This window comes from Thalassotalea sp. LPB0316, assembly GCF_014898095.1.
GTDB lineage: Bacteria > Pseudomonadota > Gammaproteobacteria > Enterobacterales > Alteromonadaceae > Thalassotalea_G.
The window spans coordinates 1,293,122-1,308,178 of sequence record NZ_CP062946.1 but is presented as its reverse complement, the minus strand read 5'-3'; the positions used below and the strand labels follow the sequence as shown (position 1 = coordinate 1,308,178).

Annotated in this window: 14 protein-coding genes; 4 read left to right on the top strand and 10 right to left on the bottom strand. The window is 42.9% G+C overall.

Going from position 1 to position 15,057, the window contains the following annotated elements:
- The first annotated feature begins 22 nt into the window (after nt 1-22).
- A complete protein-coding gene (locus LP316_RS05770) occupies nt 23-247 on the top strand; it encodes a hypothetical protein (protein WP_193023269.1) in 225 nt (74 codons plus the stop codon).
- Between the two features lie 64 nt (nt 248-311).
- Here LP316_RS05770 and LP316_RS05765 read toward each other — a convergent pair whose 3' ends face one another.
- Entirely contained in the window at nt 312-917 is a 606-nt protein-coding gene (locus tag LP316_RS05765) for a TetR/AcrR family transcriptional regulator (protein ID WP_193023267.1), read from the bottom strand.
- Nucleotides 918-1,058: 141 nt separating this feature from the next.
- Here LP316_RS05765 and LP316_RS05760 point away from each other — a divergent pair, with 141 nt between their 5' ends.
- Together LP316_RS05760 and LP316_RS05755 are read left to right on the top strand one after the other, a co-directional pair.
- Nucleotides 1,059-2,150 (top strand): efflux RND transporter periplasmic adaptor subunit, encoded by a 1,092-nt coding sequence (locus LP316_RS05760; protein WP_193023265.1) that lies wholly within the window; start codon nt 1,059-1,061, stop codon nt 2,148-2,150.
- Complete coding sequence (locus LP316_RS05755) at nt 2,150-5,230, top strand: efflux RND transporter permease subunit (protein ID WP_193023263.1); 3,081 nt, start codon at nt 2,150-2,152, stop codon at nt 5,228-5,230. The genes LP316_RS05760 and LP316_RS05755 overlap by 1 nt, the downstream gene beginning before the upstream one ends.
- 79 nt (nt 5,231-5,309) lie before the next feature.
- On the opposite strand, the gene LP316_RS05750 is transcribed toward LP316_RS05755, so the two are convergent.
- From LP316_RS05750 to LP316_RS05740, 3 genes are all read right to left on the bottom strand, one after another.
- Nucleotides 5,310-5,468: a hypothetical protein gene (locus LP316_RS05750; protein ID WP_193023261.1), complete on the bottom strand. Its 159-nt coding sequence runs from the start codon at nt 5,466-5,468 to the stop codon at nt 5,310-5,312.
- Nucleotides 5,469-5,594: 126 nt separating this feature from the next.
- Nucleotides 5,595-5,945 carry a ribonuclease E inhibitor RraB gene (gene rraB / locus LP316_RS05745; protein ID WP_193023259.1) on the bottom strand — a complete coding sequence of 117 codons (351 nt, stop codon included), beginning with the start codon at nt 5,943-5,945 and terminating at the stop codon, nt 5,595-5,597.
- Nucleotides 5,946-5,953: 8 nt separating this feature from the next.
- Complete coding sequence (locus LP316_RS05740) at nt 5,954-6,694, bottom strand: 1-acylglycerol-3-phosphate O-acyltransferase (RefSeq protein ID WP_193023257.1); 741 nt, start codon at nt 6,692-6,694, stop codon at nt 5,954-5,956.
- Nucleotides 6,695-6,862: 168 nt separating this feature from the next.
- Here LP316_RS05740 and LP316_RS05735 point away from each other — a divergent pair, with 168 nt between their 5' ends.
- Nucleotides 6,863-7,339, top strand: coding sequence for an acyl-CoA thioesterase (locus LP316_RS05735; protein ID WP_193023255.1), 477 nt, complete (start codon nt 6,863-6,865; stop codon nt 7,337-7,339).
- A 59-nt stretch (nt 7,340-7,398) separates the two neighbouring features.
- Here LP316_RS05735 and LP316_RS05730 read toward each other — a convergent pair whose 3' ends face one another.
- The 6 genes from LP316_RS05730 to petA all read right to left on the bottom strand — a co-directional run bounded on the left by LP316_RS05730 (nt 7,399) and on the right by petA (nt 14,696).
- Nucleotides 7,399-7,866, bottom strand: a complete 468-nt coding sequence (locus LP316_RS05730; RefSeq protein ID WP_226960812.1) for a ClpXP protease specificity-enhancing factor — start codon at nt 7,864-7,866, stop codon at nt 7,399-7,401.
- Nucleotides 7,866-8,504: a stringent starvation protein SspA gene (sspA, locus tag LP316_RS05725; RefSeq protein WP_193023253.1), complete on the bottom strand. Its 639-nt coding sequence runs from the start codon at nt 8,502-8,504 to the stop codon at nt 7,866-7,868. The genes LP316_RS05730 and sspA overlap by 1 nt, the downstream gene beginning before the upstream one ends.
- Nucleotides 8,505-8,691: 187 nt before the next feature.
- The gene (locus LP316_RS05720) at nt 8,692-11,946 is read right to left on the bottom strand and encodes a VPS10 domain-containing protein (protein WP_193023242.1); all 3,255 of its coding nucleotides are present in this window, start codon (nt 11,944-11,946) and stop codon (nt 8,692-8,694) included.
- Between the two features lie 193 nt (nt 11,947-12,139).
- Complete coding sequence (locus tag LP316_RS05715; RefSeq protein WP_193023240.1) at nt 12,140-12,841, bottom strand: cytochrome c1; 702 nt, start codon at nt 12,839-12,841, stop codon at nt 12,140-12,142.
- Nucleotides 12,841-14,106, bottom strand: a complete 1,266-nt coding sequence (locus LP316_RS05710) for a cytochrome b (protein WP_193023238.1) — start codon at nt 14,104-14,106, stop codon at nt 12,841-12,843. The genes LP316_RS05715 and LP316_RS05710 overlap by 1 nt, the downstream gene beginning before the upstream one ends.
- Nucleotides 14,106-14,696 carry a ubiquinol-cytochrome c reductase iron-sulfur subunit gene (gene petA, locus LP316_RS05705; RefSeq protein ID WP_193023236.1) on the bottom strand — a complete coding sequence of 197 codons (591 nt, stop codon included), beginning with the start codon at nt 14,694-14,696 and terminating at the stop codon, nt 14,106-14,108. Before petA ends, LP316_RS05710 begins: the two co-directional genes overlap by 1 nt.
- Nucleotides 14,697-15,057 lie beyond the last annotated feature (361 nt).

The following is a 15,057-nucleotide window of genomic DNA, read 5'->3' as shown; positions in this document are numbered from 1 at the left end:
AATAAGGTGTAGGAACCAATCAATGAAGCTTAAATTTATTCTAACCCTGTGTTTTGCCGTTAATATCAACGCTTGCTCTTCACCATCAATGTCTACAGAAGAGAGAGTACAAGCAGCAGTCATAGGTATTATTACCGGAAGCACTATCGCTTACGGCAATAAGGCACAGTGTAATCACTTTAAACAAAAGTGTGGTAACGACTACCGCGAGTGGCAACACAAAGGGAAAATAGCTTGCTCGTGTTAGCTAAATGGCAAAGGATCTAGCAAAGCAAAGTACCATCGAGGCACTTTGGCATATATCTATTGAATTATTGATAACCTTTGATAAAAAACGCGACACTTTGCTCAAGGTAACGCTTTATCTCACGCGGTGACAATTGCTCTTTTAGATTGAACTCTAGCCGCAGCCAAGCCTCGCCGCGCATCATACTTAAAAACTGCACGGCAGCCGTTCTTGGCTCCACTATATTCAAGACCTTGATCTTGTTGAGGTGAGCAAATAACTCGGTCACTTCATTAACCAAAGGCTCAGGACCTGCACGATAAAACAGCTCAGATAACTCGGGGTAGCTTGCCGACTCATAAGCACAAATTTTGTGTACTGCCATCGCTTCTTTTGAGCTGATCAAATCAAAAAATCGCGTTGCTAATTCGAGTAAAAATTCAGCTAAATCATCATCCGGTTGAAAGCTCATTTGACTGAGATCATAGGCAATACACTTTTGCTCTATCGATGCCGAAAAAAGCTCTTCCTTGTTGCCAAAGTGGCTGTAAACCGTTTGTTTTGAAACATTAGCTAGCTTGGCAATAGTGTCCATGCTCGTTTCAACGTAGCCATTTTCAGTAAATAACTGGGTCGCCGCATCCAGAATTTGTTTGCGTTTTACTTCGTTTTTAGGACGAATACGATTCATTGATCACCTAAGCGTTTATTTTCGTATTGGCCATTTTAACAAAATAAACTGGACAGTCTAGTTTGATTAAACTAGACTTCGCAGTCTAGCTTACGAGTAACTTATCAGCAACAGCTCGTTTACAACATTAGGATTGCGCTCATGCTTAAGCACATAGTTTTTGTATTCTCCATTACGGCATTAATCGGTTGCTCACAACCGGTAGCTAATGAACAACCCCGTATGTCACATGCAGTGGCAGAGCTATTGAAACTTGAAGCAGTAACAAGTTATCAGGTGCCTCGCGCTTATATCGGTAAAATTTCCACCAACCAGTTTACGCCAGTAAGTTTTGAATATGGCGGTACGTTAGAAGCTTTATTTGTCGATGATGGTGACGAAGTTAAAAAAGGCCAAGTGTTGGCACAGCTAAATACCCAACTCTTAACCATTAAACTTGAAGAACTCAATGCGCAGCTGGCTCAAAACAAAGCGCAAATTACTCTAAACAGCAATAATTTAGCAAGAATCAACGAGCTTAAAAAAGACAACTACGCCTCAGCCCAAACGTTTGATGAACTCACGGCACAGCAGGCCATTTTAGCGGCTAATCAACAACAACTGATCGCCAACATTAATGCGTTAAACTACCAAATCAACCGCAGCCAACTCATTGCGCCGTTTGACGGTATCATTTCTCAGCGCTCCGTCGCACAAGGCGCGAATATCCAAGCGGGTATGCCAGTATTTCAGCTCATCAAACAAAATGATCAAGAAGTAAAAGTGGGTGTCTCAAGTGAATTAGCGAGCGGTTTATCGATTGGCCAAAGCGTTGTAGTTGAGATTTCAAAGACGAGGCACCAAGGCAAAGTTATTCGCATAGGTCGCCAAATTAATAACAGTAATCGCACCGTTAACTTACGTATCGCGCTCGAGCAAAATGTTCAAACCTACAATGACCAACTTGCGCGAGTCTATATTGATCAAACGATTCATCAAGTCGGTTATTGGGTGCCCATGAGCGCCTTGACCGACGGTGTTCGCGGCCAGTGGAATTTACTGATCGCCAAACCAAAAGGCGAAAATTACCAACTCTCACTCACTGCCGTGCAAGTAGAGTATGCAACGGAACAACAGGCATTTATTACGGGTATTGAGCAAGACAACGCGCTATTCGTTGCTCAAGGCGTCCACAAATTTGTCCCGAATCAAATGGTGACAATGCGCTCAACACTATTAGCGGAGCATAAGTAATGATCCGTGCCTTTGTTAAAAATGGCCGCTTGATGAGCCTAGCGATTGCATTAATTGTCGTCGCAGGTTTAGGCGCACTATCGACCTTACCAAGAACCGAAGATCCGAGAATAACCAATCGCATTGCGAGTGCGATAACTGAATTTCCCGGTGCCAGTGCTGAACGAGTAGAAGTCTTGGTGACGGAAAAAGTTGAGCAAAAATTACGAAAACTACCAGAAGTAAAACTGATTTCATCAGTTTCTCGAGCAAACATTTCGGTAGTTAAAATTCAACTGCACGATGAAGTGGTTGATACCAAACCGATTTGGTCGAGAGTGCGAGATTTACTCAACGATACACGGCCAGAGCTACCCAACGGCGCAAATTCGCCAACCTTAATCGATGATCGCGGTTATGCCTATACTCAGTTATTTGCGATTAATTGGCGCGGTAGTGGTGAGGTCGATTTAGCCGCATTGGGTCGCTATGCTAATGAGCTACAAAATCGCTTAAGAAATATTACCGGCACCGATATCGTCAGTATTTATGGTCGCGGTCAAGAAGAGATTCAAGTTGAAATTGATCACGAACTAACCAGTCAAGTCGGCTTAACCAGTGCTCAAGTATCACAGCGCTTACTAACAGCAGATGCCAAAGTTTCCGCCGGTGAAATTGTTAACCCTTACACCCAGATGCAAGTGGAGCTTGACGGTGCCTTTAGCGATATTGAACGGATACGAAATATCCCGATAAAACAAGCTGATAACGGTTCAATTTTGCGCTTAGGTGATATCGCAACCGTCGATAAAGATCTGCACTGGCCGGCTTCGGAAATCGCCATCGTAAACAATCAACGGGCGGTGATCGTTGGCACGCGAATGCTCGAAAAAGTTAGAATCGACTTGTGGTCGGAAAAAGTGAATAAAGAGATCGCCTTATTTGAACAGCAACTGCCATCAAATATTGCACTCGAAGTCCTATTTGATCAGAACACCTATACCAGTGAGCGCTTATCAGACTTAGTCAACAATATTGTTGTTGGCTTCACGCTCATTACCGCGGTACTAATGGTAACGCTAGGTTGGCGCGCAGCCATTATCGTAGCCTTGTCATTACCGTTATCCGTGTTATTTACCTTGGCAGTGATGAACTTTTACGGCTTGCCGATACATCAAATGTCGGTCACGGGCTTAGTTGTAGCCTTAGGCATCATGGTTGATAACGCCATTGTCATGACAGATACAATCCAACAAAGACGGCAACAAGGTGTTGGCCGTTTAGACTCTGTTGGCTATGCCGTTAAGCATTTGTGGTTGCCTTTATTAGGCTCAACTATTACCACGATTTTGGCCTTTATGCCGATTGTATTAATGCCAGGGCCAGCCGGTGAATTTGTCAGTGGCATTGCTTTAAGTGTTATTTTTTCTTTAATCGCCTCTTACTTGATTTCCCATACTATTGTCGCAGGGCTTGCTGGCCGGTTTATTGAAAAAGACAAGTCAGAAAAAGGCGGCTGGTTGCAGCACGGTATTCATTTACCTAAGTTAAGTAAAGCGTTTGAAAGCAGCTTACACTTTAGTATGCGCCACATGAAAAAAGTCATGTTAGCTGTGATGTGCTTACCGCTATTTGGTTTTTGGGCCGCAGGTACGTTAACCGAACAGTTTTTCCCACCATCTGATCGCGATATGTTTCAAATTGAGCTCTTTATGCCTGCCAATTCAAGTATTTTGGCAACGGAAAAAGTGGCGCTCGATATTACCGATTATTTAAATCAGGTTGAGGGAATTAACCATACTCGCTGGTTAGTTGGTAAAAATATGCCGTCGTTTTATTACAATTTAGCACCGGAGAACGATGGCTCAAAACACTATGCGCAAGCGATGGTCACCACCGATCATTTTTCAACGACCAATCGCCTGATCCCAATATTACAAAAAGCCCTCGATCAACGCTTTCCACAGGGGCAAATTATTGTCCGTAAGCTAGAGCAAGGACCACCGTTTGCCGCCCCCGTTGAACTGCGAATTTACGGGCCAAATTTAGATGAACTAAAGCGTATCGGTGATCATGTCCGCCAAGTCATGAGTACGGTTGACAATGTAATTCACACCCGCGCCTCACTACAAGCTGGCGCGCCAAAGGTCTGGCTCAATGCTGATGAAGCGCAAGTGATGTTATCGGGCTTAACGCTCGTTGATGTCGCAAACCAGCTTAGCAATACACTAAATGGCAAGGTCAACGGTAGCCTAATCGAAGTGACTGAATCAATTCCTGTTCGCGTCAGTGTTGATAACCAATCAAAAAATAACATTAGTCAACTCCATGACATTCAATTGGTGAGCCCACATGCATCACAGCCAATTCCACTGAGTGCAATCTCAACGATGAGTATTGCGCCTACGCGCGGGGCGATTCCGCATCGCGAGGGGGTAAGAGTGAATACTATCGCAGGCTACATCACCGCAGGGGTTCTACCCTCTCAAGTATTAAGTGACATTTTAGCTGCCATGGAGGCGAGCGACTTTCACGTGCCTAATGGCTATCATATTGAAATTGGTGGCGAATCTGCCGAGCGCGATTCAACCGTTGGACAATTAATGGCAAGTGTTGGCTTGATAATGACTTTGTTATTTACCGTGGTTGTATTGTCATTCAACTCGTTTAGGATCAGTGCGATTATTTTACTGTCGGCGTTTCAATCTATTGGTCTTGGCCTGTTTAGTGTTTTTGTTTTTGACTACCCGTTCGGCTTTACTGTCATTATTGGTTTGCTAGGTTTAATGGGGTTAGCGATTAACGCGGCCATTGTGATTATTGCTGAGCTCAAATCAAATCAAGCCGCAATTAATGGTGACAAAAATGCGATTGTAGCCAGTGTACTAAGCTGTGGCCGACATATTAGTTCAACGACTATTACAACCGTTGGCGGCTTTTTACCGCTAATTCTTGCTGGAGGTGGATTTTGGCCGCCTTTCGCTATCGCCATTGCTGGTGGTACTGTGCTAACAACCATCTTGTCTTTCTATTTTGTGCCAACCTGCTTTGCCTGGCTTAATCAGAAAAAACCATTCGAATTGACGATGCAAGCGGCGTAAACGAAAATGGGGCAACGCCTTAACGTTGCCCCATTGACTTAACCCGTGTTCAGGTTACTTTTGAATTACTCAGCTTTTTCTATTCGTGAACATCAAAGCCTTGTTTAATTTTTTCAATGCGCTCTTGGTGTTTGTGATGCGCTTTTAACGCCGCAACGGCAAATCCACCAATAATCGCCACTAATGGGATCAATAATGCTAAGGTTGCAGGGTTAAAGATATCTGTAAGCCATTCCATAAAAACACTCCTTTATTTTATGGTTTGCATAAGACAAAAGTCGCGGTGACAAATTTTCACGCCGCACGATTGCCTTAGAAAGTCGTTAATATTTCATCCTCGAAAATCTAGCCTAAAGGCTGACAACTATTCTTCGAAGTAAGTACCCCAGCCATCATAATCAATTTTGCATTGTTTTGCCAACTGATACATCGCCTTGACTTCATCATTAATGATTTCGGCTTCAAGTGCTTGTTCTGTAATAATATCAAAAGCAAAGACTTTGGTGCCATCTTCTAATTCCGCTTCTTCAGGCTCTTCAACTTCTAAGCCCATTTTAAACGCTGTCACGGCCGCTTGCTCAAGAGCATTGAAGTCCTCACTTGAAAAGTGATGTTCAATGGTGTGATGAACTTCTTCGTTAGTACCGTCTTCAATTAACTCGTCAATTAACGATTCGGTGTAGTCGAACAGTTCCTGTAATTCTTGATCAATCATGGTGACCCTTATTTACCTTGATATGTTGGATAATGTGAACCTGCTTGAGTACTAATTTCTTCAAGCTTATTCGCCATATTTTCGCGCACTTGATTGGCTAATGCACGTATTTCCTCTTTGGTTTTAACTAAAACCTCAACCGGCGGTAAAAATTCAATAATTATTTTGCCATTATTCCAGCGATTGAGCTTAATTGAACCGTGTTGATTTGAGCTACAGATCGGTACCACAGGTACACCTGCAAGTGCTGCAGTTCTAAATGCGCCAGTTTTAAATGGCAGTAACCCACGACCATAGCTGCGAGTGCCTTCCGGAAACAGCCATACCGACAAACGTTTTTCTTTAATTTTTTCTGCTGTTAATGCAATCGTCCCCATCGCTTTTGACGTGTTTTTACGGTCGATAAGAATATTGCCGGTTAACCAGTACATCTGACCAAAAAATGGGATCCACTTTAAGCTTTTCTTACCTACACTTACTGTACCGGGTTGAACAGCATTGGCTATGGTAAAAATATCAAAGTTATTTTGATGGTTAGCAATATATACGACAGAGCCTAAATGCTTAACTTCTTCAGGGATCCGAATCTCAATTTTTAACCCCAGCAATTTGTGTAAACTGCCCATCATGCCCGCAGCAAAATGCACGTTATTGCGGTGAAACGGTCTCACCAAACAAGAAATGATTGAAATAATAGAAATCACGCCGATGGCTAAAGCGAGTAAAATAATTCTGATAACGGCTAGCACACAAAATACCTAGAATAACAAAAGGCGCAATTATACACAGAAAACACGTGTACGCTAAGTATAGACTGAACGCGTTAGTTTATTTTTTTGTTTATTTTTCATTCGACTAGCTAAGTTACTGATATTTACTATAGTTTATTTAATATTTTTTCGATCGAGATAAATGGAATGAAAAAAAATATCGTTGAATTTCGTTTTTTGGCTGAGCCTACAGATGTAAACTTTGGTGGTAAAGTCCATGGCGGTATTGTGATGAAATGGATCGACCAAGCGTCTTATGCTTGTGCTGCACAATGGAGTAAACGCTATTGTGTGACCGTTTCGGCCAATGCTATTCGATTTATTCGCCCTGTCTTAGTCGGTCAATTGATTAGTGTTGAGGCGCGCATTGTTCATACCGGAAAATCGAGCATGCATATTTATGTCGTGGTAAGAGCCAGTGATCCGCGAGGCGATAAACCGTCAGTGACCAATCGCTGTTTTATCACGTTTATGGCAGTCGATGAGGCGGGCTTTCCTGCTAAGGTGCCAACATTCGAGCCAGCAACTGAAGAAGATAAGAAATTAGAAGAAGTCGCTAAACACGCTAAAGAGTTTGCCAAACAACTCGATGATGACTTTGAGCAATCGCTTGGTTGGAAATAGTGGACTACTAAGTAAAAAAGGTAGCATTTGCTACCTTTTTATTATTACAAGCTATGCGCTTATTTGATCACTTTCAAGGTTGGACGCCCTGACTTTTTACTCGATGACTTGTTGTTATCATCTGTCGTTGGCTTTTCAATACTTGCATCTTCGAGCTTAATACTTGGCTCGTCTGTACTAATATCCTCTTCCTCGAAGGTCTCATCATGCTCAATCGGGAAGGAACTTCCGGCACCATTTTCTTTGGCATAAATAGCACCAACCGCGCCAAATGGCACCGTGATATATTCAATTTTGCCACTAAAACGCGCAGTAAACTCAATCGCGTTATCGCCAAATGAAATGGCACCAACGGCACCACCAGAAATATTCAAAACAATTTGATTATCTTGAACGAACTGCCAAGGCACTTGAACACCCAACACCGTTGTATCAACAACCACGTATGGTGTTAGTTGGTTATCAGAAATCCAATCGTAGAAAGCCTTAATCAAATAAGGCTTACTCGAGGTCATTTCGCCTGTCATTAAGCAGGGTTACCAAAACGCAACTCACGCTCAGCTTCAGTCAACGAAGCTTGGAATGATTCACGTTCAAATAATTTTAACATGTATGACTTAAGCTCTTTTGAGCCTTGGCCAGTTAATTCAATACCAAATGCTGGTAAACGCCACAATAGCGGTGCTAAGTAACAATCAACTAAGCTAAACTCTTCACTCATAAAGTAAGGCGCTTCGTTTAAGATTGGCGCTACGCTTAATAAGCTCTCTTTTAACTCTTGACGCGCTTTATCTGCGTCATCACCACCAGCGATAATGATTTTTGCCAAGCTATACCAGTCGTGCTCAATGCGGTGCATCATCAAACGAGAACGGCCACGTGATACTGGGTAAACAGGCATTAATGGTGGATGAGGAAAACGCTCATCTAAATATTCAATAATGATACTTGCTTCGTATAACGCTAATTCACGATCAATTAACGTCGGCACTGTACCATATGGGTTTAGGTCAATTAAGTCTTCAGGTAAGTTAGTTGGATCAACCAAGTGAATATCAACGCCAACACCCTTCTCTGCTAATACGATACGAGTTTGATGACTATACATATCATCAGCGTGAGAATATAACGTCATTACAGAACGTTTGTTTGCAGCTACGGCCATGATGCCTCCAAGTAGGATAAAAAACAATCAACCAAGGTTGACAATGGCGCATATGATAACTGATTTTGGCTAAAAACTAAAACTGGTCAGACCTCTAGAATTATCTATGAGACTTGCTTTAACGCGTAGTACAGAAAATAAAACGGCACCTTAGCTCGGTGCCGTTGAACATTTCTAAATTAACGCCTTAGTTAATCGTTGATGCGCCTTTTGTCCAAGGTCCTCCAGCATCGATAATCGCTTGTTGAAGTGCCGGCACAGAGACATCATTTAATGTTTTAATTCGTGCCTGCATTGCGTCAAATTCTTCAAGCGCCAATGCCAATTGCTCTTTGTGCTGCTGTGTTGGTCCGTAAGACGACCACAATGCTGACATTGCATAGCCCAAACGACTTGAAATATTAGCTGGCTTAGCGATCATGCGGTTTTGCGATTCTAAGCCATAGACACTGTTATTAATCGCGTGAATTTCTTTTTGAATTGCCGCGAATTGAGTTTCTAACTGCTCAATATTATTTGGTGTTCGATCAATAGCCACGCGAATTAGCTCAAGTGTATTTTCAAGCTCCTCTAGCATACTGCTTGCCGCTGATGAACGACGCTGAGCATCGGTGATTTGTTGATTGAACAATTGCTTTTCTTGCTCGCTTGGGCCCACTAATGCATTTTGATAAATCGCTTCTAGCATAAATTCTACTGGCGCAGTTAACTGGCGAATTTCGCCGTCAACGCGCTGATATAAGGCCGCTGTGTAAACGCCTGGCGGAGCCATGATACCACCGCGGTCTGAGCCTTTAGCTTTGGCTATCGCACTGTTACTCGCGTATGTCATATCCCAAGTAATACGGTGAATACCTTTGCTCGCTTTGGCATTAACCCGATTAATGAATTCACCATTAGCGTTGCGCACTTCAAGGTATAGCGCCGGTTTTGCTTCTTCTAGTTCAGCCTCAACCACCTGCCAATCAGGGTATTTCGGATATTTCTTATCCTTGATCATTTTCTTTTCAGCTTGTTGACGTATTTGTTTCGCCGTCATCAAGCTCTCTTTTAAGAAATAGGTAAGCGTTGCACCATGATCAGGGTTTTTGGCTGCATAACGATCATCGCCATCGGTTCGGGTATGGTTACGACTTAGCTTAAACCACTTTACCGGACGACTTGGTGGAATTAATACCGCGTCTTTTTTCATTGCATCTTCAGTAAGCTCTCGCAGTGGTGCATAGTCATCTAAAATGTAAATGCCACGACCAAAAGTACCGGCGACTAGATCGTTTTCACGACGTTGAATTTTTACATCACGCGTTGAGATGGTTGGTATACCGCCGTTGAGCTCTAACCATTCTTTACCACCATCAACGGTGAAGAAAATACCAAACTCAGTACCTAAGAACATTAAGTCTTTGTTTACATGATCTTGGACGATACGCCAAACTAAGTGTTTATCGGGAAGTGTTTCTGCTAATGAGCTCCACTTTTTACCCAGATTGGTTGATTTGATTAAGTACGGCTTGTAATCGCCTTCTTTGTGGTTATCTAAAGCAACATAAACCGTGTCTCGGTCGAACAAATCGGCCCGAATATCATTAACATAAGCGTTGGCAGGAACACCTTTGACTTTGCCTAAGTCAATTTTCTTCCAGTTTTTGCCGCCGTCTGTGGTTACTTGAATTAACCCGTCATCGGTACCTACCCAAAGGACATTTTCATCAACAGGGCTTTCGGCAAAGTTAGCAATGGTGTGGAATTGCGACATCGCATATAAATCCCAACCCGCTTCAACAGACCAAGTCCGCCCCATCATCGGCATGTGCAAGCGATTGCCATTTTTAGTTAAATCACCTGAAATGGGTGTCCAGCTGTCACCGCGGTTATCTGAGCGCCAAACCCGTTGAGAGGCAAAGTAAATACGCTTAGGATCATGTGCTGAAACATTAATCGGGGCATCCCAGTTAAAGCGCTCAGCAGGCTCGCCTTTGCGCGGTTGAGGTTTAATATAAACGTTTTCACCGGTAATGCGATCATGGCGCGCTAGATTACCTTGTTGCCATTGAGAATAGACAATATTGGGATTGCCCGGCTCAGTAGCCGGTTGGTGACCGTCACCGCCTAGCGTTAAAAACCAGTCTTTGTTTTTGATCCCTTCCTGACGATTTGTCCGAGAAGGACCACCTTGAGTTGAATTATCTTGAGCGCCAGCAAAAACATTGTAGAACGGCTGGGCGTCATCAGGCGCTACTTTATAGAACTGAGTCAATGGTAAGTTAGCGATAAAACGCCAGTTTTCCATGCGATCATGCGACATATAAATACCGCCATCAGAGCCGATTAAGACAAAGTCAGGATCGCTTGGATGAAACGCCATTGCATGGTCGTCTACGTGTTTGAGTTTTGTGCTAATAGGTGTCCATGTTTTACCGCCATCATCAGAGACTTTACTGTAATTACTAGCGATATAGACGCGATCAAATTGATGTTGGTCGGCAAAAATTTCTTGATAGTAATGTGGCCCTGTACCGCCACCGACTTCGTCTGACATTTTCGTCCAGCTTTGGCCGCGATTAGCCGAGCGATAGAAACCACCTTTGCGGTTATCGGTTTCAATCGTTGCGTAAAGCACATCTGGATTTGTCGGTGAAATGGCCATCCCGATTTTACCCATATTACCTGTTGGCAAACCTGTTTTAAGCTCAGTCCAAGTCTCACCGCCATCGTCTGAAGTGTGAATACCTGCACCTTCATTAGTACCTACATAAGCAGCAACCGTGCGCTGACGAGACCAAGTCGCAGCATAAAGTTTATCTGGGTTGCGTGGGTCGATCAGTAATGAAGTTACCCCTGTCCACTCGTCTTTTGGTGTTAATACTTGCTGCCAAGTTTCACCACCATCAGTGGTTTTATAAAGACCGCGTTCACCACCACTTGACCATAATGGCCCTTGTGCAGAAACCCAGACAATATCTGAATTTGTTGGGTGAATAATAATATCAGAAACATGTTCAGAATTTTTTAACCCCATGTTCTTCCATGTTTTACCGCCGTCTAATGACTTATAAACACCGTCGCCAAAGCTAATATGACGGCCACCGTTATTTTCACCGGTACCCACCCAAATTATGTCTGAATTACTTGGATCGATAGTGACATCACCAATCGAGTAAACTGCTTGTTTATCAAAGATTGGCGTCCATGTCGTGCCCGCGTTTACCGTTTTCCAGACACCACCAGAACCTACCGCTGTGTACCAAGTTGAAGGGTTATTTTGATCGACGGCGATATCAGCAATACGCCCAGACATATATGCAGGACCAATATTGCGAAGTTTCATTGCATTGAAGGTTTTACTGGTAAATAGCGAATCGTCGTCTGCTTTAAGTGCTAAAACATCTGCACTTGAAAGCAACAAGGCCACGCTAATCGCAGTCTTAAAGAGAGTTTTCATGTTCCCACCAAATTTTAATTATTATTTTTTCCAGTCAACACCATAGTCACTACACGTGAAAAGCTCAAGATATCAACGATAAAATCACAGAAAACTGGGTTAAGTAATCAGGAACAAAGCGCTTAAAATTTTGATCTAGAAACAAAAAAGGTAGCCAATTGGCTACCTTTTCAAAAATTGCTGTGCAATAGGATTAGTGCACGTCTCGCCAGTACTCTTTCTTCAACAAGTAAGAAAGCACGAAGAACACTAATAAGAAACCAATTACCCAGTAACCTAAAGACTTACGCTCTAGTTTGTTTGGCTCAGAAACATACTCTAAGAAGTTAGTTAAGTCGCGAACAAAAGCATCGTATTCAGCTTCTGTCATGCTACCACCTACTGCTGGAGTAAGTTTACCGTTCTCATCTAAAGTACGCGTACCTTGTAAATTTTGAAGAACGTGTGGCATACCAACATCTTTAAATACTGTGTTGTTCACGCCAAATGGACGAGCTTCGTCAACGTAGAATGAACGCAAGTATGTATATACCCAGTCTGGGCTTCTAAAACGTGTTTCTAACGTTAAATCAGGTGGCGCAGCACCAAACCATGCCGCCGCTTCTTTAGCTGGCATAGTGTTTGTGATGTGATCACCGACTTTCTCACCTGTTGGCATCCAGTTTTCTTTACCTTCTTTTTCGTCGATACCTAAATCAGCGAAAGTACGGTTGTAACGTTGATACTGTAATTGGTGACACGCTAAACAATAATTAATGTAAGCTCGGAAACCGCGCTTTAACGATTCTTTGTCTGCTAAGTCGTTACCTGCAGGATCAACCGGTACTTTAGGACCTGCGGCAAATGCTAGCGCAGGAACTAAAGCCACTAATAATACTAATAAAATCTTTTTCATTATTTAGTCATCCTTTCTGGTACAGGCTTAGTTCTTTCGTTCTTAGAGTAGAACCAGAGTGCAATGAAGAAACCGAAATAGCCAATGCTCGCAATACGACCAATGAAGTTAGCTAAGTCTGATGCTGCCATCGTACCTAAAACACCTAAGACGATAAAACAAATAGCAAACTGAATAATGTTGAATAAGTGTAACTTGCTGCGGTAACGGAATGATTTAACCGTTGAACGGTCGAACCATGGCAAGGCAAACAAAAACCCGATAGCCGCGAACATGGTAATCGTACCCATTAGCTTGTCAGGAACAACACGTAAGATGGTGTAGAACGGACCGAAGTACCATACAGGAACAATGTTTTCAGGCGTTTTTAAGCCATTTGCTGGTTCGAAGTTTGGCGCCTCGATAAAGTAACCGCCACCTTCTGGATAGAAGAACATCACCCAACAGAACAAGATTAAGAAGCCGGCTACGCCCATAATATCTTTAACAGAGTAATAAGGGTGGAATGGCACGGCATCAACGATGTCGTACTTCTTCGTGTAGTGCTCGTGGAATTCAAACTTAGCTTTGTCTTCTTCTTTCACGCTGCCTTTAGGCTTCTTAATATCAGTACCTTCTGGGTTATTAGAACCCACTTCGTGTAACGCTAGGATGTGTAAGAAAACAAGCACAACTAATACTAACGGTAAAGCAACTACGTGTAATGCGAAGAAGCGGTTAAGCGTAGCACCAGAGATAACGTAGTCACCTTTGATCCATGTTGCTAATTCTTCACCGACGATTGGTACCGCACTAAACAGTGAAATAATTACCTGTGCACCCCAGAAACTCATGTTACCCCAAGGTAGTAAGTACCCCATGAATGCTTCAGCCATTAATACTAAGAAGATTAACATGCCGAAGATCCATAATAATTCACGTGGCTTTTGGTAAGAACCGTAAATTAAGCCGCGGAACATATGAAGGTATACCACAACGAAGAATGCCGAAGCACCTGTCGAGTGCATGTAACGCAACAACCAACCGTAGTCGACATCACGCATAATGTATTCGATTGACGCGAAGGCACCATCGCCAGATGGTTCGTAGTTCATGGTTAACCAGATACCCGTTAAGATTTGGTTAACTAAAACTAACATCGCTAATGAACCAAAGAAGTACCAGAAGTTGAAGTTCTTTGGTGCTGGATATTGTGCTAAGTGCTTGTTCCAAGCATCAGTCACTGGAAGACGCTTGTCGATCCAAGCCATGAAATTTTCAAACATTACGCTTCTCCTTGGCCTACACCGATTAACAATACGCCATCAGATGGGAAAGAGTGCTCTGGTACTGCTAAGTTCGTTGGTGCAGGTACACCAGAGAACACGCGACCAGCCATGTCAAACTTAGAACCGTGACATGGACAGAAGAAACCATCAGTAACACCTTCAACGATCTCTTCAAAATCACCTTTGCGGTAAGTTGGAGCACAACCTAAGTGAGTACAAACACCTAAAGCCACCAAAATTTCAGGTTTAATTGAACGATGCTGGTTAGCCGCATATTCAGGTTGTTGCGGTTCTTCTGAGTTAGGGTCGCTCAATTGATCTTCGTGCTTACCTAAATCGGCGATCGCTTTTTCAGTACGACGTACTACGTAAACTGGCTTACCGCGCCATTCAGCGCGTACCAGCTGGCCAGGCTCCAGCTTGCTTACATTGACTTCAACCGGCGCACCCGCAGCTTTCGCACGAGCACTCGGGTTCCAAGACCCAATGAAAGGCACAGCCACACCGACAACACCTACACCACCAACTACCGAAGTAGCCGCGGTTAAAAAGCGTCGACGGCCGTTATTCACAGGCGTATTGCTCATTCAACTTCTCCAAATGTGTTTATACCCCAAACGTTTCGATTTTTATCATTTTAAATGGCAATCCAAGCCTCGAAAGTCGTGAGTAATCTAACGATAAAAAAATTTTTTTGATCATAAAGAAAACCCCTTATTTTTACAAGGTAATAAAAGAGATTTCAGCAATATAAATTCAAATTTTTACCAACTTAACCACCCCAGATACAGATGCATAAGTGTAGTTCACTTGAAGTGAATTTTAGACGCTAAAGCTGACTATCGCTATTAACCCGAAACTTTCGAAGTTTTCAGCCTTAAAAACCAAGATATCAGCCATAAAAAAAGCCGGCATAAGCCAGCTTTTTTGCATGAAACGAAAAATCGA